Below are 20,891 nucleotides of genomic sequence, written 5' to 3'. Positions count from 1 at the left end.
GCCGCACCCAGATCTCGCTGGGCTTCCTGGTGGCCCTGCCGTTCATCCTGGTGGCCGCCTTCAGCTTCGGTGAGCCCGGCGACGGCAATCCGCAGACCGCGCTGGTCGACCTGGCCACCAGCGGGGCGGCCAACTTCACCGTGTTCACGCTGTTCGTCAGCTCCGGCTTCCTGCTGGTGGTGATCGTGGCGCTGTTCGCCGGCGACACGGTGGCCAGCGAGGCCAGCTGGTCCAGTCTGCGCTACCTGCTGGCCATCCCGGTGCCGCGCTCGGCCCTGCTGCGCCGCAAACTGCTTGTGGCGCTGGGCTACTGCGTGTTCGCCCTGGTGCTGCTGCCGGTGATGGCCTATCTGGTGGGTGGGGCGTTCTACGGCTGGGCTCCGCTGAGAACCCCGCTGGGAGGCTCGATCTCGGGCTCAGAGATGATCGTGCGCCTGATCATCGCGGTCGCCTACCTGACCGTGGTCCTCCTCTTCGTCGCCGCCCTCGCCTTCCTTGTGGGGGTGTACACCGACGCTCCGCTGGGCGCGGTCGGGGGAGCGGTGATGCTGGTGATCCTTTCGAACATCCTCGACACCATCACGGCTCTCGGCGAATGGCGCCGATTCCTGCCCACGCACTACTGGCTGGCCTGGACCGACGTGCTGGGCACGGAGGTGGTGTGGAACGCGATGGTGCGGGGGGCGCTGTGGTCGCTGGGCTACAGCGTGGTGCTGCTGGCCTGGGCCTGGTGGCATTTCGAAAGGAAAGACATCACCAGCTGAGGGGGCGAATGCCGGGTTCGCGCCGGTTCCGGGGTGAAAAGTTCTGCTGAACGGGTTAAAGCGGCTTGTCAAGCCGCCGATGTAGTGGCGCGACCCGATGTCGCTCAGGCCAGGCAGAAACCGGACGCAGTGCCGGTCCCCACCCAGGAGGCACAGTGCCCTCGAACTCCACCACCGCGGCGACGAAGCCGGCCGGCGACCGGGTCGCCCGGCCGGTTGCGACGGCGACTGCTGCTCGCTCGGCCCGCAAGGCCACCTCCGCCGCCACTACCAAGACCGGTACCGCCCGCAGCGTCGCCTCGGCCAACAAGTCTGCTTCGACCGCCGCGAAGACCGCGTCGGCCCGCGCCGGCAAGACCGCCACCACCCGTACCGGTTCGAAGCCGGCGGGAAGTGCGACTGCCGCCCGTAGCGTGGCCTCGGCCAACAAGTCTGCCTCGACCGCCGCGAAGACCGCCTCTGCTCGCTCCGGCAAGACCGCCACTGGCGCTGGTTCAGCGGCCCGTAGTGTGGCCTCCGCCAACAAGTCTGCCTCGGGTGCTGCCAAGACCGCTTCGACCCGGGCCGGGAAGACCGCCGTCACGCGGGCAGGTTCGAAACCTGCGGTGGGTGCAGGTGTGGCTCGTAGTGTGGCTTCGGCCAACAAGTCTGCGTCCAAGGCGGCGAAGACTGCGTCTGCCCGCGCAGGTAGGACGGCCGGTTCGGGTTCTACGGCGCGCAGCGTGGCTTCCGCCAACAAGTCTGCTTCGACCGCCGCGAAGACTGCATCTGCTCGCGCCGGCAAGACCGCGGCCACGCGCGTCGGTTCGAAGCCGGCGGGTAGCGCAGCTGCTACCCGGGGCGTGGCCGCAGCGAACAAGAGCGCCTCGGCTGCTGCCAAGCAGGCTTCCTCGCGGGCCGGGAAGACTGCTGCGGCAGCGAAGAAGACCACGCGCCCGGCGGCCAAGACCACCACGAAGGCCCCCTCGGGCACCCGTTCTTCGGCCCGGCCCACCGCCAAGAAGACGACTACCCGCCCGGCCGCCAGGTCTGCGGCCGCGGCAAAGACGGCTGCGCCGCGGGCGGCCTCCAAGGCTGCAACCTCCAGGACGGTGGCCAAGCCGGCTGCGGCCAAGACGGCGGCCAAGGGCACGGCCAGGACTGCGGCCAAGGGCACGGCCAGGACGGCGGTGACCAAGAGGGCTGCGGCCGGGGCGGCCACCAAGACGGCTGCGAAGAAGACGGCGACCAAGGGCCTGGCCAGGACGACCGCGACCAAGACAGCGGCAAGTGCGGCTGCGAAGAAGACGGCGACCAAGGGCTTGGCCAGGACGACCGCGACCAAGGCCGCGGCGAAGAAGACCACGGCGTCCAGGAGTACGGCGGTCAAGAGCACGCCGAGCAAGAGCCCCGCCGGGAAGACCACGGCCCGGAAGACCGTGGCGACGAAGACTGCCACCCCCGCGGCGAGGGCCGGCTCCAAGAAGACGGCCGCTTCGAAGTCCGCAGTGAGCAAGACTGCGGCCAAGAAGACTTCGGCGACGAAGCCCGCGGCGTCCAGGACAGCGACCGGGGCCGGGGCTGAGAAGGCCACCAGCACCAAGTCCGCTTCGAGCCGGGGAACCACGAAGAAGGCCGCAAGCCGCGGAAGTACCGCCAGTGCCCGGGGGACTGAGGCCAAGCCTGCTGCGGTGAAGTCTGCCGCTGGCCGGGGCACCACGAGGACTGCCGCGACCAAGACTGCTGCGACCCGGGCGACCGCAACGAAGAGCCCAGCGACCAGGAAGACCGCCACCGCAAGGACGGCCACTCAGGCCTCTACACGGAAGGCAGTCTCGGCCGACGCGGCCACCGGCACAACGGCCTCCAAGACCGCTGCTGCCCAGAAGGCCACCGCGTCCAAGGTCCGTAAGACCGCGTCGACCGGTCCCGCCGCCCGTAAGACGACCACCACACGCCCGGCCGGCCGGACCACTACGAAGAAGGCCGCCGCCGGACCAGCGACCAAGCCCGCCGCACGGACGACCTCGGCCCCTCCTGCAGCCAAGGCTGTCCCTCGTAAGATGGCCACCACTCAGTCAGCCGCCAGTTCCACTTCCATCGCACCTCGCTCGGCCGCGCGCGCATCATCGCCGAAACGTTCTGCGAGCAAGGCTGGTGAGGCGGCGACCAAGTCCGCGACAGAGCCGGGGGCCGGCAAGGCCGCAGTGAAGAAGAGCTCCAGCGCTGTGAAGGCGGCAACTCGCCCGGCCGCGCAGACCACGATTCCGTCGCAGCGCACCGAGTCCGAACTGGCTCTGAGCTCTGCACCGGCCGCGGAAGGTTCTACTGAGCCCATCAGCGGCCAGGATGTGAAGGGACCCGTCAGCACTGCTGTAGAGCAGACCGCTGAGGGGGCGCCGCCCAGCCTGGCCCAGGCTCTGCACCGGACGCACATGCGCACCGCCGATGAGCCGACCCCGCCGTCCCACCATGTCCCCACCTTGGCGGCGATGGGCGCGACGCCGACGAACCCCGCCCCTGAGTCGGGGCACCCGTCGGCGTCCTGAGCAGCGCATTAGGGCAAGGACCGGTACCCCCACGCGGGTACCGGTCCTTTGCTGTGTGCAGTGCGAAGCACCCAAACCCCGACTAGCCGCCGCCTTCCCGACCGCCCCCCATAGGCCTATTCCCGGCACCGTCCGCAACCACCCCGTCCTTTGTTGTGAAGTTCCTTGCCCCCACCGTGGGCTGCGAGCGGCGCCGGGCGATGGAAGCATGTTCCGAATGACCTCGGATCGCGCGCATGCCCATCCTCGGCGCCCGGCCTTCTTCAGCCCGACGGTGATGGACACGTTCCCCGGAGACCCTGACCCGGTGCAGCGCATCGAGGCGGCCCATCGCACGGCGGCCGCGTTGGTCGACCACGCCCGCGGCGGGGGAGACCCGGACACCACAGCGCGCATCGTGGCGCTGGCCGACGTGGTGGGGCTGGACGAGATCGCGGAGCTGTGGGCGGCGCGCCCGGCGGAGTCGCTCCCCGGCGCGCTCTGGCGCATCTACGCGCTTCAGGCCGGTATCCGCCGAGACCCAGTGGGTATGGCCCGGGCGTTCGACACCGGTCGGCACCGCGCCCCCGTTCACGAGGCGGTGGCCGGGGTGGCTGAACCGCCGGGGCCGACCGAGGTCCAGGACATGTCCGACGCCATCCTCGGTGGGGCGTTCACCGGTGATCTGGCCGTTGCGCTGGAGCGGGCCGCCGCCTTCTGCCACGTGGTGGCCACCGGTTGGGCGGTCAACGCCGACCTGGAGCCCTCGCTGGAGCCGGGGGAAGAGGCCGCCGGCGCGCTCACCCGTAGGGCCGCTGGGCTGGCCCGTACCGGCACCGAGCTGGAAGCCGCAGCGAAGCTGTGGCGCAACGGTGAGCTGAGCTAACCCGCCCAAGTGGGCTGGAACACGACAGGTCGGAGTGTCCGCCGGGGAACATCGAGCGCCCCGACATGAGTTAATAGACCTGGTGACGCCCCTCGGGGTCTCACCGGGCGTCGGGCCGCGGTAGCCCCGGGTCCCACTTGAAGCCGCCTAGAGCGGCCGTTGCACCGTGAGGTGCTCCCGGTCCGGCGCCTCGAGACACGTGAGGCCGGCGCGGAGTCCACTAGGACCCCGCGCCGGTCTCAATTTTCTTTTGCGGACCAAACTGTTGTGACACAAGACATTTAGGGCCAGGATCGGTCCTTGCCGGGAACCTGGCGAAAACCCGGGCTCGCGCAGCTGGGCCGGGATCATTACGATCCGATCACGCGTGACCCCCTCCTCGTGATCTCAACTCTCCGCAGTCACCTGTGGGCCGTTCGGGTACGTGAAATGTCCCTGAAACGGACCGAGTCGCCCGCCGGAGGTCACCCTCCGTCTTCCTCGACTGCCTCAACAGGATGTCGTTCACCTGGAAGACGCTTCCGCGTCCAGCAGCCTTCGCCTGATGTCGAAGGTTCGTTCGGCGCGCGTTCACCCTCGTCCGCAGATCGCTTCACTTCGGCTGCCTACGTTCTGTGGCGGGCATCCAACCGTGCCCCGGCGCCGCGCCGATCGCTGCGCTAGGCAGAACTGGCTGGGCTTCGATCCCGGCTCCATGAAAGGGCATCCTCTTGAAGCTCCCCAAGCACGTTGCACTGACCAGCGTGGCGCTGGCCGGCGCCCTGGCGCTGACCGCCTGTGGCTCGGACGACAACAGCGGCGGCGAGGGTGGCAGCGGCGCCGAGGGCACCAGCAGCTCGGTCAGCGGCACGCTGAACGGCGAGGGCTCCTCGGCCCAGAAGAACGCCATCGAAGAGGTCATCTCCTCCTTCCAGGACGAGAACCCCGACGCCACGGTCAACTACAACGCCACCGGTTCCGGTGACGGCGTCAAGAACTTCATCGCCAAGCAGGTCGACTTCGCCGGTTCCGACTCGGCCCTGAAGGACGAGGCCGTCGACGGCGTCGTCGAGACCGACCAGGCCGCCGAGCGCTGCGCCGGCAACGAGGCGTGGAACCTGCCCCTGGTGGCCGGCCCGATCGCCATCGCCTACAACCTGGAGGGTGTCGAGGGCCTGGTCCTGACCCCGCAGGTCGCCTCCGAGATCTTCCTCGGCACGATCAAGAGCTGGGACGACCCGAAGATCGCCGCCCTCAACGAGGGTGTCGAGCTGCCGAAGACCGCCATCTCGGTCTTCTTCCGCTCGGACGAGTCCGGTACCACCGAGAACTTCCAGAAGTACCTGTCCGGCTCCGCCCCGGACGCCTGGACCGCCGAGCCGTCGAAGGTGTGGCCGGGCAAGGTCGGCGAGGGCCGCACCAAGTCCGACGGTGTCTCCCAGGGCGTCAAGAGCGTCCCGGGTGGTATCACCTACGTCGAGTGGAGCTACGCCACCTCGAACGACCTGGGTGTCGCCAAGATCGACAACGGCGGCGGCGCCGTCGAGCTGACCGGTGAGTCCGCGGGTGCGGCGCTGACCGCGGCCGAGGTCGTCGGCGAGGGCAACGACCTGAAGCTGAAGCTCGACTACGCCACCAAGGAGGCCGGCGTGTACCCGGCCGTCCTGGTGACCTACGAGATCGTCTGCTCGAAGGGCCTCGACGCCGACAAGACCACGCTGGTCAAGGCGTTCCTGAAGCACTTCGCCAGCTCGGAGACCCAGAGCGGTCTGCAGGAGGCCGGCTACGCGCCGATCCCGACCGAGATCGCCGACAAGGTCAACACCGCGATCGACGCGATCTCCTGAACCACCCCGTAACACCAGTTCTCAGGCACCAGCAATGACCGACGCCCCGCGGCCCCCGGTCCCGCCCATCCGGGCGGAATCGGGGACGCGGGGCTGACGTTCGTTCCGGACGGCACCGGCTCGGTACCGTCCCCCCTCGTTAGCAATCCCCCTAACCCCCGAGGATCTGCGGATGTCCACCATCACCGGCCATTCCGAGCTCGACGCCGAACCATCCGGCGACAAGGCCTCTACCGGTAGGCGCGGCGACCGCATCTTCGGCGGCCTCGCCACCGGCTCCGGTGTCTTCGTCATCGCTCTCGTCATCGCGGTCGGCGCCTTCCTGGTCAGTCAGGCCGTCCCGGCCCTGATCGACAACAAGGCCAACTTCCTGACCGACCGGATCTGGGAGGTCAGCGACAGCGGCCTCGCGTTCGGTATCCCCGACCTGCTCTACGTCACGGTCATCTCGTCGCTGGTGGCCATGACGATCGCGGTCCCGATCGCGGTGCTGGTGGCGCTGTTCCTGACCCAGTACGCCCCGCCCCGGCTGGCGGCGCCCTTCGGCTACCTGGTCGACCTGCTGGCCGCCGTGCCGTCGATCGTCTACGGCCTGTGGGGCTTCTACGTCTTCCGCCCGAAGATCGAGCCCTTCCAGAACTGGCTGGCCGACAACCTCGGCTGGACCGTCCTGCTGAAGGGCCCGGTCTCGCTGGGCACCGTCTTCATCGCCTCGATCGTGCTGGCGATCATGATCCTGCCGATCGTCACCGCCATCTCGCGTGAGGTCTTCGCCCAGACGCCGGCCACGCACAAGGAAGGCGCGCTGGCCCTGGGCGCCACCCGGTGGGAGATGATCCGCACCGCGGTCCTGCCGTTCGGTACCCCCGGCGTAATCTCCGCCGCGATGCTCGGCCTGGGCCGCGCGCTCGGTGAGACGGTCGCGGTGATGATCATCGTCAGCACCAACCCGGGCCCGTTCCGCTTCTCGCTCTTCTCCGGCGGCGAGACCTTCGCCTCCAAGATCGCGAACAACTCCGCGGAGTTCGGCACCGCCTCCAAGGCGGGGGCCTTCATCGCCGCCGGCCTGGTGTTGTTCATCCTCACGTTCCTGGTCAACGCCGCGGCCCGGATCATCATCGAGCGCAGGAAGGCCTTCTCCGAGTGAGCACGCTGACGCAGGACACCGTGTCCCCCGCCCCGGCTTCGCCGATCGACAAGCCGAGCTCGAGCCGGGCGATCAAGGACAAGCTCGCCACCGTCGCGGTCTACACCGCCTTCCTGATCGCGATCATCCCGCTGGTCTGGATCCTCTTCACGGTCATCAGCAAGGGCGGCAACCTGCTGCTCGACAGCACCTGGTGGACCAACTCCCAGCGCGGCATCGTGGCCCGTGAGGAGGGCGGTGGTGCCTACCACGCCATCCTCGGCACCGTGCTGCAGGCCGTCGTCACCGCCCTGATCGCCGTGCCGATCGGTGTGATGACCGCCGTCTACCTGGTCGAGTACGGCCGCGGCCAGCTGGCCCGTGCGGTCAGCTTCATGGTCGACATCCTGACCGGTGTGCCCTCGATCGTGGCCGCCCTGTTCATCTACACGGTGTGGGTGACCACCTTCGGCATCGAGCGGGTCGGCTTCGCGGTCTGTCTGGCCCTGGTGCTGCTGATGATCCCGGTGATCGTCCGCTCCACCGAGGAGATGCTCAAGCTGGTCCCCAACGAGCTGCGTGAGGCCTCCTACGCGCTCGGGGTGCCGAAGTGGAAGACGATCATGAAGGTCGTCCTGCCGACCGCCTTCAGCGGCATCGTCACCGGCGTGCTGCTCGGTCTGGCCCGCGTCATGGGTGAGACCGCACCGCTGCTGATCCTGGCGCCCTACTCCAAGGCGATCAACAGCGACCTGTTCGGCGGCTTCATGGCGGCCCTGCCCACAATGATCAACCAGGACCGCAGCGAGTCCTACGACCCGGCGGTGAACCGGGTGTGGGCCGCGGCGCTGACCCTGATCCTGATCGTCATGCTGCTCAACATCGCCGGCCGCCTGATCTCCCGCTTCAACAAGGTCTCCCGCTAGGGCCGTCGCCCCACCACTCGTCGTTTACCGTCCATCCGGGCCCACCCCCAGCCCGGTCAGCAAGGGAGTGCATCCGATGGCCCAGCGCATCGATGTCAAAGACCTGAACGTCTACTACAGCGCCTTCAAGGCCGTCGAGGGCGTGACGATGTCCGTCGACCCCCGCACGGTCACCGCGTTCATCGGCCCCTCGGGCTGCGGCAAGTCCACCTTCCTGCGCACCCTCAACCGCATGCACGAGGTGATCCCCGGCGGCCGGGTCGAGGGCAGCGTGCAGCTGAACGGCCGGGACCTGTACGGCAAGGACGTCGACCCGGTGGCGGTCCGCCGCACCGTGGGCATGGTGTTCCAGCGGCCGAACCCGTTCCCGACCATGTCGATCTTCGACAACGTGGCGGCCGGCCTGCGGCTGAACGGGGAGAAGAACAAGAAGGTCCTGACCGAGCGGGTGGAGAAGTCGCTGCGCGGCGCCAACCTGTGGAACGAGGTCAAGGACCGGCTGAACAAGCCGGGCGCCGGCCTGTCCGGTGGTCAGCAGCAGCGTCTGTGCATCGCCCGGGCGATCGCCGTCCAGCCGCAGGTGCTGCTGATGGACGAGCCCTGCTCGGCCCTCGACCCGATCTCCACGATGGCCATCGAGGACCTGATCAACGAGCTGAAGACCGACTTCACCATCGTGATCGTGACCCACAACATGCAGCAGGCCGCCCGGGTCAGCGACCGCACCGCGTTCTTCAACCTGGCCGCCACCGGCAAGCCGGGCAAGCTGATCGAGATCAACGACACCGACAAGATCTTCAGCAACCCGGCCGAGAAGGCCACCGAGGACTACATCTCGGGCCGCTTCGGCTGATCGGCGCGGCTCCGGCGCGCCGGAGCAGGTCGACAACTAGGGACGGGTGCGGGCCTCCTGGGAGGGGCCCGCACCCGTCCGTCTGTTTGGGTCTGTCGGGTGGACTGCGGTGAAGGTTGTCCAGCTCTCTGCCGACAGTGACAGTGCTGGTGCAGCAAGGAATGCCGAAAGACCTCAACGTGAGCGATCAATAACGGCCAGTGGCATAGCGGTATGTCACGGTTGGTAATGCCCTGAATGCGCATAGCCATCGAATTGTTTGCGTAGCTCAGTGAAATGTCCCCTTTGCCATTGGAAATGACTGGCAGTGGCCTGACCTTGACCTTCTGTTGCTCCAATTGGGCACTTGCACACCGGGTGTCCACGCCTTTACCGTGCTACAACAAATAGTCCATTCGCGGCCCGCTGCGACCCTTTCGGTGGTATTTATCCATCTGGAGCCTGAGCCCCGCCCTGCGCAGGCCTAGCCGCGCCGGGCTCGATGCCGCGCTTCCGATACATCAGTAACGCCGTTCCGATCAGGGAGTAGCGAACATGCGAGGGCAGTTCCGTGGCTAGCGACATCATGGGCCGTCGCCAGATCATGCAGCAGCGGCTGGACCGGGTCCGTGACCTCGAGCTCGCCATCCGCGAGCAGGTCGCGATCATCGCCGAGAGTGCCGGGATGACGGTCGAGCAGCTGGACTTCGACGGGTCGTTCCGGGCGTCCCTGGCCTCGCTGGCGTCGCTGGCCGCCCGCCGCCCCACCTTCGACGTGGTGCTCGCCCTGCCCACCGCCCCCGCCGGGGTGCGGATCCAGCAGCTGCACAACCAGGTCCGGGTCCAGGTCATCGCGCACGAGGACGGCCCCTACCGGCCCGGCCCGCCGCCCGCGCCGGCCCCGATGACCGTGCCCGCCCCGCAGGCGCCGGTCTCACCGGTCAACGGCACCCCGCTGGCCCAGCCCCAGCCGGCCGCCGCGGCCACCTCCCCGTACGACACCGCCCCGGTGTCGATCACCCAGATCGCGGCCGCGACGACGCTGCCGCCCTCGCCGCCGCCGGCCCGCCCGTCCGAGCCTCTGCACGAGGACCTGGTGGCCTCCGACCTCGCGGCCCTGCTCTGGGAAGGCCTGTCGGATCCGCAGTACGACGAACGGGTCTGAGCGCCCGTCCGATGCTTCTCCCGTCCCCCGCCCGGTCTGACAGCCAGGCAGTCATGCAACGCCCGACCCAGAGCGCAGGAAGCGCCACAGGAGTTCACCGATGAAGATCGCACAGAAGCTCGGCCTCCTGGTCGGTGCGCTCCTGGCTGCGGTTCTGGTCACGATCGTCGTGCTGTCCGCCCAGCTGGCCAACACCTCCCGGGAGTACCAGGACCTGATCGACGGCAACATCCAGCAGCGTGAAGCCTCGCGCACCATGCTGGTGGAGTTCGGTCAGCAGGTCACCGCCCTGCAGCAGATCCTGCTCTCGGCCCGGGACGCCGAGGACTACGACCGGCTCAAGGGCATCTACGACGACCTGGTCGACCGGGTCCACGCGTCCAACGCCGACCTGCTGGCCAATGTCGGCGAGGAAGACCCGCGTCTGCGCACCATGCTGCAGCAGTTCGAGACCAGCCACGACGCGGTCAACACCCAGTACCGCGCCGCGCTGGACGCCTTCGTGGCCTCCGACTTCCGCCAGAGCGAGCAGGTCGCGACCTCCGTCGAGGGGCTCGAGACCTTCCCGGGCAGCCTGGTCAGCATCATCGCCGACTACCGCACGCGGTCCGCCGACGAGCTGATCAAGAGCCAGAACGACTCCACCGACACCCGGCTCAACCAGATCTACATCGCCGGTGTGCTGGTCGTCCTCATCGCCACCGCCGCGGCCTACCTGATGGTGCGGGGCATCACCCGCCCGGTGCGCGCGCTGACCGACGCCGCCCTGAACGTCGCCAACGAGCGTCTGCCGCAGGCCGTGGCCGAGATCGGCCAGATGCCGGCCGACGCCTCACCGCCCACCCTGCCCAAGTTCGCGGTCACCACCCGCGACGAGCTCGCCACCCTGGCCAGCGCGCTCAACACCCTGCAGGACAGCGCCGTCGACCTGGCCCTCGAGCAGCGGCGTAACGAGCAGGCCAACGCCGAGACCCTGGTCAACCTGGGCCGCCGTAACCAGAGCCTGATGACCCGCATGCTCGGTTACGTGACCGAGCTGGAGCGCGACGAGTCCAACCCGAACGCCCTGGACAAGCTGTTCCGCCTCGACCACCTGACCACCCGTATCCGGCGGAACGCCGAGTCGCTGCTGGTTCTGGCCGGTGCCAAGCAGACCCGTACCTGGTCGCACCCGATCGCCATGCAGGACGTGCTGCGCGCCTCGCTCTCCGAGATCGAGGAGTACAACCGGGTCACCGTGCACCACATGGACCACGCCAAGGTGTCCGGCTCGGTCGCGGCCGACCTCACGCACATGCTGGCCGAGCTGCTGGAGAACGCCACCCGCTTCTCCCCGCGCGAGCGTCAGGTCCAGGTGGTCGGCCGGCTCATCCCCGGCGGCTACCAGTTCGACGTGATCGACGCCGGCCTGGGCATGAACGAGGAGGACCTGAACGAGGCCAACGACCGGATCTCGCAGGCCGGCTCACGCCGTCCGGACGCGAAGGTCCTGGGCCTGCACGTGGTCGGCCGGATCGCCGCCCGGCGTGACATGGTCGTCCGCCTGCTGCCCTCCGACCAGGTCGGCCTGACCGCCCAGGTGCTGGTGCCGGCCTCGGTGATCAGCGACGCCAAGCTGCCGGCCACGTTCCACGACGTCACCGAGGTGCCGATGCTCACCTCCACGCCGTCCCCGGCCCCGGCCGCCGCCTCGGCGGCCCCGGCGTCGCTGGCCCCTACGCCGCGCCGCAACCCGACCGCCGCCGGCACCCGCTCGCCCAGCCAGGGCATGCCCGCGATGCCGAGCCTGCCCGCCGCACCGGCCGGCCCGGCCTCGTACCCCGAGCAGCCGGCTGGGGTGGTTGCGCCCTTTCCCGCCGCTGCTTCAGCCGGATCAGCGCCCGCCCCGGGAATGCCGCCCATGAACCCGGCCGGCGCCCCCTCCCGCCGGGTGCGCGGTGCCCAGCTCGGCGACCTGGCACCGGGCCAGCCCGAGCCGCAGCAGCGCCCGGTCGACCCGAACGTGGTGCGCTCGCAGATGTCCTCGCTGCAGTCCGGCCAGGCCGCCGCCCGCCGGGCGCCCGCTGCCCCGACCGGACCGCTGGCCATGCCGGAGCTGCCGTCCCGGCCCTCGATGCCCGCCCCGATGCCCTCCCCGTCCGCGTCGCCGATGATGCCGGCCGGGCAGCCCAACCCGAACCAGGGCCCGGTCCGCCGGGTCCGCGGTGCTCAGCTGGGTGACCTCGGCCCCGCCTCGGCTGACCAGGCCGCGCAGCCCCTCGATCCGAACCGCGTGAGGTCGCAGATGTCTTCTCTCCAGTCCGGGGTGGCGGCCGCCCGCCGCGGACCCGCGTCCGGTCCGGCGGATGCCGCGCCCCCGCAGCCGGCTCAGTACCAGCAGCAGCCGCAGTACCAGCAGCAGTTCGAGCAGCACGCACCGCAGGCGCAGCCGCAGAACCCGGCCGGTACTCCGGTGCGCCGGGTGCGCGGGGCGCAGCTGGCCGAGATCGAGACCGACCACGGCGGGGCCTTCCGGGGCCTGCCGCGTGACGCGCAGGGCATCGGCCGTCAGCTGTCCAGCCTGCAGGCCGCCACCACGCGGGCCACGCAGGAGACCGGCCGGATCCACGGAACCGACGAAGAAGACACCATGGAGAACTACTCATGAGCCCGAACGGATACGGGGCCGCCACCATGCTCAGTCCCGCCGCACAGAACGTCAGCTGGATGCTGGACAACTTCGTCCGGGAGACGGCCGGGGTCGAGCAGATCATCGGGGTCTCCTCCGACGGTCTGCTGATGGCCATGTCGGTCCGCATGGAGCGGGGCGACGCGGACAAGCTCGGCGCCACCGTCTCCGGCCTGACCACGCTGGCCCAGAGCGCCAGCCGGCTGCTGAACAAGGGGGGCCTGACCCAGGTCATCATCGAGTTCTCGGGCGGCTACCTGCTCTGCTCGATGATCAACGGCCGGGCCTGCCTGGGTGTGGTCACCGCCCAGCAGTGCGACCTGGGCCTGGTCGGCTACGAGACCGCCATGCTGGTCGAGCGGGTCGGTGTCCTGCTCACGCCCGAGCTGATCACCGAGCTCAAGGCGAACCTCGCGCTGTGAGCGGCTACGACGGTTACGAGGAGGAGCAGGAGAGCTTCGGCCGCCCGTTCCTGGGCCGGCAGATCCAGATCGGCAGCGAGGAACGTTTCCACAACACCGTGGACGACACTCCGGGTGGCCACAACCGGCCGTACCTGATCACCGGTGGCCGTACCGGTGGTGGTGCCGCCAACATCGGTATCGAGACCCTGCTGATCTGTGAGCGCCCGGTCTCGCCCGGCCGCGACTGGTCCACCGAGATGGCGATGATCGTGCGGGCCTGCGACCGGCCCGTGGCCTGCGCCGAGGTGGCGGCCCGGATCGGGCTGCCGATCGGTGTGGTCCAGGTGCTGGCCGGCGACCTGGTCGCGGCGGGCTACCTGCAGCAGTCCGCCTCCTCCGCGTCCATGGCCGACGACGTCGCCTTCATCGAGAGGTTGATTCACGGTGTCTCTGCACTCTGACGCCAGGCCGGCCGGCCAGCCGCAGGCCAAGCGGCCGCCGATCCCGGTGAAGATCCTGATCTCCGGCGGTTTCGGCGTGGGCAAGACGACCACGGTCGGGGCGCTCTCGGAGATCAGCCCGCTGAGCACCGAGGCCCCGATGACGTCCGCCTCGATCGGGGTCGACGACGCGGGCGTGGCCAGCCAGAAGACCACCACCACGGTGGCCATGGACTTCGGCCGGGTGACGATCGACGAGAGCATCATCCTGTACATGTTCGGCACGCCCGGACAGGACCGTTTCGGCTTCATGTGGAACGACCTGGCCGACGGCGCCCTGGGCGGCGTGGTCCTGGTCGACCCGAGCCGGCTGGAGGACTGCTTCGTCGCGCTGGACTACTTCGAGAGCATCAAGCTGCCCTACGTGGTGGCGGTGAACTCGTTCGCCGGCCGGGCCACCATGACCCTCGACCAGGTGCGGCACGCGGTGAACGTCGACCCCGACGTCCCGGTCGTGGCGGTCGACGCCCGTGACCGCGAGCAGGTCAAGGCCGTGGTGCTGACGTTGCTGCGGCGGATCCTGGCCCGGGCCAAGGCCCGGAACCAGCGCTGAGAGCAGGAGACGAGCACGTGCGAAAGATTCTTGCCGGCCTGGCCGGTGTCGGTCTGGCCCTCACGCTGACCGCCTGCGGATCGGAGGAGATCCCGGCGGACAGCGTGTACGCCAACCAGGGCGCGCTGGTCGGCATCTCCATGCCGACCAAGGAGTCCGAACGCTGGATCGCCGACGGCGACGCCATGGTCGAGCAGTTCAAGGCCATGGGGTACACCACCCAGCTGGAGTACTCCGACAACACCGCGCAGATGCAGCAGCAGCAGGTCAAGAGCCTGATCGACAAGGGCAGCAAGCTCCTGGTGATCGCGGCGGTGGACGGTTCGCAGCTGACCGACCAGCTCAAGCTCGCCGCGTCCAAGGACATCGACGTGATCGCCTACGACCGTCTGCTCACCGAGACCCAGGACGTCGGCTACCAGGCCACCTTCGACAACAAGCGGGTCGGCGAGATGCAGGCCCAGTTGCTGGTCGACCGGCTGGACCTGAACGCCAACGACGACAAGACGTACAACATCGAGTGGTTCGCCGGGTCGAAGACCGACCGTAACGCCAAGTCGTTCTACGACGGCAACAAGGCGATCCTGCAGCCGTACCTGCAGTCCGGCAAGGTCAAGATCCTCAGCGGCGAGCGCTCCTTCAAGGTCATGACCACCGAGGGCTACAGCGGCAAAGTCGCCCAGGACCGGATGACCAGGCTCCTGGACGAGTACTACCAGGACGAGAACGTGGACGCGGTGCTGTCGCCCTACGACGGTATGTCGATCGGCATCATCAACGCCCTGAAGGAAAAGGGTTACGGCACGGCCGAGAAGCCGATGCCGGTGGTCTCCGGCCAGGACGCCGAGATCCCGTCGGTCCAGTCGATCCTGAACAACGAGCAGACCGCCACGATCTTCAAGGACACTCGCGAGCTGGCCAAGGTTGCGGTGGAGCAGGGCAATGCGCTGCTGACCGAGTCCGAGCCGATCGTCAACGACACCACCACGTACGACAACGACGTCAAGATCGTGCCGACGTACCAGCTCAACCCGGTCCAGGTCGACAAGAGCAACTACAAGACGCTGCTCATCGACAGCGGTTACATCACGGAAGAGGAACTGAAGGCCAAGGCCTAACTCCGGACCTCCGGCCGGAACCGTTCCACCGCAACGATCTGCCCGGCACCGGCGATGTGCGCGATCAGCGCCTCGCCGGTGCCCAGCCAGGGATTGGCCGCGGGCAGCGACTCCAGCGCCGCCGGGGTGCAGGCCTTTGCCAGCGCCCCCATCACCGACTCCAGCACCGGACGGTGAGTGCAGACCAGCCAACTGCCGGCGCGCTCGGTGAGCAGGCTGTGGAACAGCTCCGGCACCCGCTCCGGCTGGTTGCGCAGACCCTGCTCCGACAGCAGCGGCAGCACCTCCACCCCCTGGTACGGATCCGCCGCCGGGCTGCGCTCACGCAGGTAGGGCAGCAGCGTCATCATGCAGCGGGCCCAGGGCGAGGTGAGAACATGGTCGACCGCCCAGACCGCGATCAGGCCGGGCAGGGCGTTCGCCTGCGACCGGCCCACCGAGGTCAGCGGACGGTCGCCCTCGGTACCCGGCCAGTGCGCCCGCGACCGCGCCTTGGCGTGCCGCAGAACGACAAGCGCGCGGGTGTCGAGCTCCCCGGCACGGGCGTGGGCCATCAGCGCGTCGAGCGGCGGCAGATCGCTCGGCCGGGTCAACAGTGCGCGGGCTTCCTGCACCGGTAGCCAGACCGCGTCGGCGATCTCTTCCGGCTGGGCGCTGCGAGAGGTGGTGAAGAGCGCCTGGGCGGCCCAGTAGGTGACCATCTTGTCGCGGCCGTCGGGCAGCACGTATCCCACCGAGGGCAGCGGACGACCGAGCAGGGGCCGTACGCCGGTCTCTTCCTGCACCTCGCGCACGGCGCACTCGGGCAGTGTCTCGCCCGGCTTGATCTTGCCCTTGGGCCACGACCAGTCGCCCCAACGGGCGCTGCGGACCAGAAGCACCTCGAGGTCTTCCGGACCGTCGGCATCGTCGCGCAGACGCCAGCACAGCGCGCCGGCGGAGACCACCACCGCAGGGGCAGGCGCGGCGGGGCGACGGGAAGGGCGAGGGGTGTGCTTCGGCTTGGGCCGCTTCCGTTTACCCTTCGCCGAGCGGGGTGACGAGCGGGTGGGGCGGCGACTCACCCTGTGACTATGGCAGATGCGCGCGGGCTCGGCGCGGCGACCCCTGCCGTCCGAAGATCACGACAGGGCAGAGCGTTTCGTACCGGACGAACCGGCGTAAACAGAAGACGGCCGGGTGGTGCACGGCGGGTGAACCCGGGCCGGTTCAGTAGCGCAGTTCGCCGAAAGGGGCCCGGTCGTCGAGGCGCTGGGAGAGCCGCCCGGCGCCGCGCCACAGCCGCGCCACGTAGTCCTTGTCCTCTTCCAGCACGAGGTTGCCCATCACCCGCAGCGCGATCGTCATCAGGTAGTGCGAGCGCATACCCACCGGGCCGCCCAGTTTCAGCACCCCCGGCACGGTCAGCAGGGTGGCCAGCCGCCGGGCGACGGAGAACGAGGCGCCGTAGTGCTCGCGCAGGGTGGCCGGCCAGGCCTTGTTGAGATCCGCGTAGCTGCGCCCGGTTCCGATGCCGGTACCGGCGCCGGCGGCGAACAGTTCGGCCACCAGGCGCCCGGTCTCCAGCCCGTAGTCGATGCCCTCGCCGTTCAGCGGGTTCACGCAGCCGGCGGCATCACCGATCAGCGCCCAGTTGGCCCCGGCGACCCCGCTGACCGCACCGCCCATCGGCAGCATGGCCGACCGGACGCCGCGCGGTTCGCCCTCGAGTTCCCAGTCGTCGCGCCGCAGCCCGGCGTAGACGTTGATCAGATCCTTGAGATGCACGTCGGCCGGTCGCTTTTCGGTGGCCAGGGCGCCGACCCCGATGTTGACCTCACCATCGCCCAGCGGGAACACCCAGCCGTAGCCGGGCAGCAACTCGTTCTGCGCCCCCCGCAGTTCCAGGTGCGAGGTGATCCACTCGTCCTGACTACGGCCGGACTTGACGTAGGCCCGCGCCGCCACCCCGAAAGCCGTGTTCTGGTGCCATTCCCGGCCCAGCACCCGGCCCAGCTGGGAGCGGTAGCCGTCGGCCACCACCAGGCGCCGGCAGCCGATGGTGAAACTGGGCCGGTCCTTGCCGCCGGCGAAGACCACGCCGATCACCCGGTTGCCGTCGCGCATCACGTCGACCGCGCGGGCGTTCTCGACCCCGCGCGCGCCGGAGGCCAGGGCCTCCTCGCGGATCCGGTGGTCGAGCGTGGTGCGTGGCACCGCCGAGCCCCGGTCCGGCAGCGAACCGCCCGGCCAGGGCAGCTGCAGCTCCTGCCCGAAACCGCAGGCGCGCAGGCCCCGGTTCGTGGGGTAGTCGGCCAGCCAGCCGTCCAGCCCGAGCCGGTCCAGTTCCGCGATCGCGCGCGGCGTCAGGCCGTCTCCGCAGGCCTTGTCGCGGGGGAACGTCTCCTTGTCGGCCAGCACCACGTTCAGCCCCGAGCGGGCCGCCCAGGCGGCCGCGGCCGAACCCGCCGGACCGGCGCCGACGACGAGCAGATCGGTGGACGTCGGCAGCTGGTCAGTCATGAACCAAGTGTGCCCCCAGCGCAGGCCGGAGCCTGCGCCGGGGGCACCCGGGGCCCGAGCGTCAGCGCCGCCGGCCCGACCGCTTGGGCGGACGGCTGGCGATGATGTACGACTGCAGGTCCCGCAGCGGCTTGCCCTCGGCGTCGTGGTGGTGCCGCGTCCACACGCCCTCGGCGTCCAGGTGCCAGGAGGCCGTGCCCGGATCCATCGACAGCGTGAGCAGCTCGTCCAGCTCGGCGATGTCCCGCGGGTCGCGCAGCCGCAGCATCGCCTCGACCCGGCGGTCGAGGTTGCGGTGCATCATGTCGGCGCTGCCGATGTAGACCACCGGCTCTCCGCCGCCGGCGAACCAGAACACCCGGGAGTGCTCCAGGAACCGGCCCAGGATGCTGCGCACCCGGATGTTCTCGCTCAGCCCGGGCACGCCCGGGCGGATCGCGCAGATCCCCCGCACCACCACGTCCACCGGCACCCCGGCCTGGGAGGCCCGGTAGAGCGCGTCGATGACCACCTCGTCGACGATCGAGTTGACCTTGACCTTGACCCCGGCCGGGCGTCCGGCGTCGTGGTTGGCGATCTCCCGCTCGATCCGGTCGACCAGACCGGTGCGCAGCGAGCGCGGGGCCACCAGCAGCCGCCGGTAGGCGGTCTTCGGGGCGTAGCCGGACAGCTGGTTGAACAGCCGGCTCAGGTCCTCGCCGACCTGCGGGTCGCAGGTGAGCATGCCCAGGTCCTCGTAGAGCCGGGCGGTCTTGGGGTTGTAGTTGCCGGTCCCGACGTGGCAGTAGCGGTGCAGGCCGTCCGACTCCTGCCGGACCACCAGGCTGAGCTTGGCGTGGGTCTTCAGCCCGACGATGCCGTAGACCACGTGCACCCCGGCGCGCTCGAGCTTGCGCGCCCAGGAGATGTTGGCCTCCTCGTCGAACCGGGCCTTGATCTCGACCACGGCCAGCACCTGCTTGCCGGCCTGGGCCGCGTCGATCAGCGCGTCCACGATCGGCGAGTCGCCGGACGTCCGGTACAGGGTCTGCTTGATCGCCAGCACCTGCGGGTCGTCGGCGGCCTGCTCGAGGAAGGCCTGGACGGTGGTGGAGAACGAGTCGTACGGGTGGTGCAGCAGCACGTCGCGGCGCTTGATCGCGTCGAAGATGTTGGTCGGCTTGGAGCTCTCCACCTCCGACAGCGCGCGCGGGGTGACCGCCACGTACTTCGGGTAGCGCAGTTCCGGCCGGTCCAGGTCGGCGACCAGGTTCAGCGCGCGCAGGTCGAGCGGCTCGGGCAGCGGGAACACCTCGGACTCGCTGACCCCCATCTCGCGCACCAGCAGGTCGCGCATGTGGGGCCCGATGTCCTCGGCCACCTCCAGCCGCACCGGCGGGCCGAACTTGCGCCGCAGGAGCTCCTTCTCCAGTGCCTTGAGCAGGTTCTCGACGTCGTCCTCCTCGACCTCGAGATCCTCCTGGCGGGTCACCCGGAAGGTGTGGTGCTCGAGCACCTCCATGCCCGGGAACAGCTGGTCCAGGTGCGAGGCGATGATGTCTTCCAGCGGCACGAAGCGGGCCCGCGGGAACTCCTGGCCGTCCGGCTCCTCGTCGGCGTCGACGTTGACCAGGCGCGGCAGCAGCTGCGGCACCTTGACCCGGGCGAACATCTCCTTCTCGGTGACCGGGTTACGCAGCACCACGGCCAGGTTCAGGGAGAGCCCGGAGATGTAGGGGAACGGGTGCGCCGGGTCGACCGCCAGCGGGGTGAGCACCGGGAACACCTGCTCGCGGAAGAACGTGTGCAGGCGCGCCTGCTCGTCCTCGGCCAGCTGGTCCCAGCGCACGATGGTGATGTTGGCGTCGGCCAGCGCCGGGGCGATCTCGCCGGCGAACACCTTGGCGTGCATGGCCTGCAGCTCGTGCGCCCGGGCCCGGATCCGGCCCAGCAGGTCACGCGGCTCCAGCCCGCTGGCCGCGCGCACGGCCAGGCCGGTGGCGATCCGGCGCTTCAGCCCGGCCACCCGGACCATGAAGAACTCGTCGAGGTTGCTGGCGAAGATGGCCAGGAAGCGGGCCCGCTCGAGCAGCGGCAGATCGGGGTCGCGGGCCAGTTCGAGCACCCGCTCGTTGAACGCCAGCCAGCTCAGCTCGCGGTCGAGGAAGCGGCGCACCTGCGGCTGGTCGGACTCCCGGATCAGCGAGGTCAGCCGGTCCTGGGTGTCCTGGGCCGCGGCCACCAGGGCGTTCGCGGAGGCGTGGCGGTTCTGTTCGGCAGTGGCGGTGAGGTCAGGGGGTGTCACGTCGTCCTTGCTGGCCACCACCTCAACGGGGGTGACCGGTTCGTCGGGGGTCACCAGAGCGTCGGGAAGATCGGAACCTGACGATCGGGGCCGGGCAACCGGTCCGGTCACCTCGGCGGCCTTCTTGGCCGGAAGCCGCTTCGCGGCCGTCTTCCGGACCGGTGCGCTCTTCTTCGCCGGCACGGCCTTCTTGGCCGGCGCCTTCACCGGCGTGGCCTTCTTCGCCGGGGCCTTGCGGACCGGGCTCTTGGCGGTGGGCGCGTCGGTCACCGGCTCACGCAGCGTGGCCTCGATCGAGACCGCCGGGTCGGAACCGGAGCTTCGCTGTGCAGTACCGCTGTCCACCGCGTCGGCCCCGCTCTTCGGAGCCGTCTTGCGCGCAATCGTCCGGGCCACGGTCTTCTTCGCCGGCGGACGCTTGGTGGCTGCCTTGCGCGGGGCGGCCTGCTTCGCCGTCTTCTTGGCGGCCGCCTTGCCGGACTCGGCCGGGGCCACCACCTCGACCCGCTTGTCGCTCTTGGCCGCCGCGACCTTCTTGGCCGGGGCCTCGCCGGCGGTTGCCGAGTCGGGGCCCGCGGCCGGGGCCACCGCGGCGTTCTGGTTGCCGGGCACCCGTTTACGGGGTGCCGCACCACGCGGCGTGGTGGTGCGGGGGGACGTGCTGCGCGAGGTCGTGGCCGCCTTCCGGGGGCGCGCGGTGGTGGACGCTCTGCCGGTACTGGCAGGCGCCGCACTACTGGACGCGCTGGAACTCCGGGTGGCCGCCGGTGAGGGGGAAGGGCCCGCCGAGCTGGTCATGTCCGCCATGCTCTCACTGTCCTGGTCTCGCG

17 protein-coding genes are annotated in these 20,891 nt (G+C 69.7%); 12 read left to right on the top strand and 5 right to left on the bottom strand.

Annotated features, from left to right (window positions below; all coding sequences use genetic code 11):
• The coding region (locus LWF15_RS30500; protein WP_232814430.1) for an ABC transporter permease at positions 1–764 on the top strand (764 nt) is incomplete at its 5' end.
• A 55-nt stretch (positions 765–819) separates the two neighbouring features.
• Here the strand turns inward: LWF15_RS30500 and LWF15_RS30495 are convergent.
• Together LWF15_RS30495 and LWF15_RS30490 are read right to left on the bottom strand one after the other, a co-directional pair.
• On the bottom strand, positions 820–2,553 hold the full coding sequence (locus LWF15_RS30495; RefSeq protein WP_232814429.1) for a serine/threonine-protein kinase: 1,734 nt from the start codon (positions 2,551–2,553) through the stop codon (positions 820–822).
• A 264-nt stretch (positions 2,554–2,817) separates the two neighbouring features.
• A complete protein-coding gene (locus tag LWF15_RS30490) occupies positions 2,818–3,081 on the bottom strand; it encodes a hypothetical protein (RefSeq protein WP_232814428.1) in 264 nt (87 codons plus the stop codon).
• 428 nt (positions 3,082–3,509) lie between these two features.
• On the opposite strand from LWF15_RS30490, the gene LWF15_RS30485 reads away from it, so the two are divergent.
• From LWF15_RS30485 to LWF15_RS30435, 11 genes are all read left to right on the top strand, one after another.
• A complete protein-coding gene (locus tag LWF15_RS30485) occupies positions 3,510–4,157 on the top strand; it encodes a hypothetical protein (protein ID WP_232814427.1) in 648 nt (215 codons plus the stop codon).
• A 710-nt stretch (positions 4,158–4,867) separates the two neighbouring features.
• The gene (gene pstS / locus LWF15_RS30480) at positions 4,868–5,983 is read left to right on the top strand and encodes a phosphate ABC transporter substrate-binding protein PstS (RefSeq protein ID WP_232814426.1); all 1,116 of its coding nucleotides are present in this window, start codon (positions 4,868–4,870) and stop codon (positions 5,981–5,983) included.
• A 172-nt stretch (positions 5,984–6,155) separates the two neighbouring features.
• Positions 6,156–7,130, top strand: a complete 975-nt coding sequence (gene pstC, locus LWF15_RS30475) for a phosphate ABC transporter permease subunit PstC (RefSeq protein WP_232814425.1) — start codon at positions 6,156–6,158, stop codon at positions 7,128–7,130.
• Positions 7,127–8,035 (top strand): phosphate ABC transporter permease PstA, encoded by a 909-nt coding sequence (pstA, locus tag LWF15_RS30470; protein WP_232814424.1) that lies wholly within the window; start codon positions 7,127–7,129, stop codon positions 8,033–8,035. Before pstC ends, pstA begins: the two co-directional genes overlap by 4 nt.
• A gap of 76 nt (positions 8,036–8,111) precedes the next feature.
• Positions 8,112–8,888 carry a phosphate ABC transporter ATP-binding protein PstB gene (gene pstB, locus LWF15_RS30465; RefSeq protein WP_232814423.1) on the top strand — a complete coding sequence of 259 codons (777 nt, stop codon included), beginning with the start codon at positions 8,112–8,114 and terminating at the stop codon, positions 8,886–8,888.
• 550 nt (positions 8,889–9,438) lie between these two features.
• A complete protein-coding gene (locus LWF15_RS30460) occupies positions 9,439–10,032 on the top strand; it encodes a hypothetical protein (RefSeq protein ID WP_232814422.1) in 594 nt (197 codons plus the stop codon).
• Between the two features lie 100 nt (positions 10,033–10,132).
• Entirely contained in the window at positions 10,133–12,679 is a 2,547-nt protein-coding gene (locus LWF15_RS30455) for a HAMP domain-containing sensor histidine kinase (RefSeq protein WP_232814421.1), read from the top strand.
• A complete protein-coding gene (locus LWF15_RS30450; protein ID WP_232814420.1) occupies positions 12,676–13,122 on the top strand; it encodes a roadblock/LC7 domain-containing protein in 447 nt (148 codons plus the stop codon). Before LWF15_RS30455 ends, LWF15_RS30450 begins: the two co-directional genes overlap by 4 nt.
• A complete protein-coding gene (locus tag LWF15_RS30445; RefSeq protein ID WP_232814419.1) occupies positions 13,119–13,565 on the top strand; it encodes a DUF742 domain-containing protein in 447 nt (148 codons plus the stop codon). Before LWF15_RS30450 ends, LWF15_RS30445 begins: the two co-directional genes overlap by 4 nt.
• Positions 13,549–14,157: a GTP-binding protein gene (locus LWF15_RS30440; RefSeq protein WP_232814418.1), complete on the top strand. Its 609-nt coding sequence runs from the start codon at positions 13,549–13,551 to the stop codon at positions 14,155–14,157. The genes LWF15_RS30445 and LWF15_RS30440 overlap by 17 nt, the downstream gene beginning before the upstream one ends.
• A 17-nt stretch (positions 14,158–14,174) precedes the next feature.
• Positions 14,175–15,275 carry a substrate-binding domain-containing protein gene (locus LWF15_RS30435; RefSeq protein ID WP_232814417.1) on the top strand — a complete coding sequence of 367 codons (1,101 nt, stop codon included), beginning with the start codon at positions 14,175–14,177 and terminating at the stop codon, positions 15,273–15,275.
• Here LWF15_RS30435 and LWF15_RS30430 read toward each other — a convergent pair.
• The 3 genes from LWF15_RS30430 to LWF15_RS30420 form a co-directional block, all read right to left on the bottom strand.
• On the bottom strand, positions 15,272–16,222 hold the full coding sequence (locus tag LWF15_RS30430) for an NUDIX hydrolase (protein WP_232814416.1): 951 nt from the start codon (positions 16,220–16,222) through the stop codon (positions 15,272–15,274). The genes LWF15_RS30435 and LWF15_RS30430 overlap by 4 nt on opposite strands.
• A gap of 262 nt (positions 16,223–16,484) precedes the next feature.
• Complete coding sequence (locus LWF15_RS30425; protein WP_232814415.1) at positions 16,485–17,777, bottom strand: geranylgeranyl reductase family protein; 1,293 nt, start codon at positions 17,775–17,777, stop codon at positions 16,485–16,487.
• A gap of 61 nt (positions 17,778–17,838) precedes the next feature.
• The gene (locus LWF15_RS30420) at positions 17,839–20,061 is read right to left on the bottom strand and encodes an RNA degradosome polyphosphate kinase (protein WP_408624340.1); all 2,223 of its coding nucleotides are present in this window, start codon (positions 20,059–20,061) and stop codon (positions 17,839–17,841) included.
• Between the last annotated feature and the right edge of the window lie 830 nt (positions 20,062–20,891).

The sequence above is a fragment of the Kineosporia rhizophila genome (assembly GCF_021277265.1).
Lineage (GTDB): Bacteria > Actinomycetota > Actinomycetes > Actinomycetales > Kineosporiaceae > Kineosporia > Kineosporia rhizophila.
This window is presented reverse-complemented; position numbering and strand designations above follow the sequence as displayed.

Excerpts from the sequence above, each read along its gene's own strand:
- LWF15_RS30490 (WP_232814428.1), bottom strand. The coding sequence starts at position 3,081 with ATGGGCTCAGTAGAACCTTCCGCGGCCGGTGCAGAGCTCAGAGCCAGT.
- LWF15_RS30485 (WP_232814427.1), top strand. The coding sequence starts at position 3,510 with ATGACCTCGGATCGCGCGCATGCCCATCCTCGGCGCCCGGCCTTCTTC.
- pstC (WP_232814425.1), top strand. The coding sequence starts at position 6,156 with ATGTCCACCATCACCGGCCATTCCGAGCTCGACGCCGAACCATCCGGC.
- pstB (WP_232814423.1), top strand. The coding sequence starts at position 8,112 with ATGGCCCAGCGCATCGATGTCAAAGACCTGAACGTCTACTACAGCGCC.
- LWF15_RS30455 (WP_232814421.1), top strand. The coding sequence starts at position 10,133 with ATGAAGATCGCACAGAAGCTCGGCCTCCTGGTCGGTGCGCTCCTGGCT.
- LWF15_RS30450 (WP_232814420.1), top strand. The coding sequence starts at position 12,676 with ATGAGCCCGAACGGATACGGGGCCGCCACCATGCTCAGTCCCGCCGCA.
- LWF15_RS30425 (WP_232814415.1), bottom strand. The coding sequence starts at position 17,777 with ATGACTGACCAGCTGCCGACGTCCACCGATCTGCTCGTCGTCGGCGCC.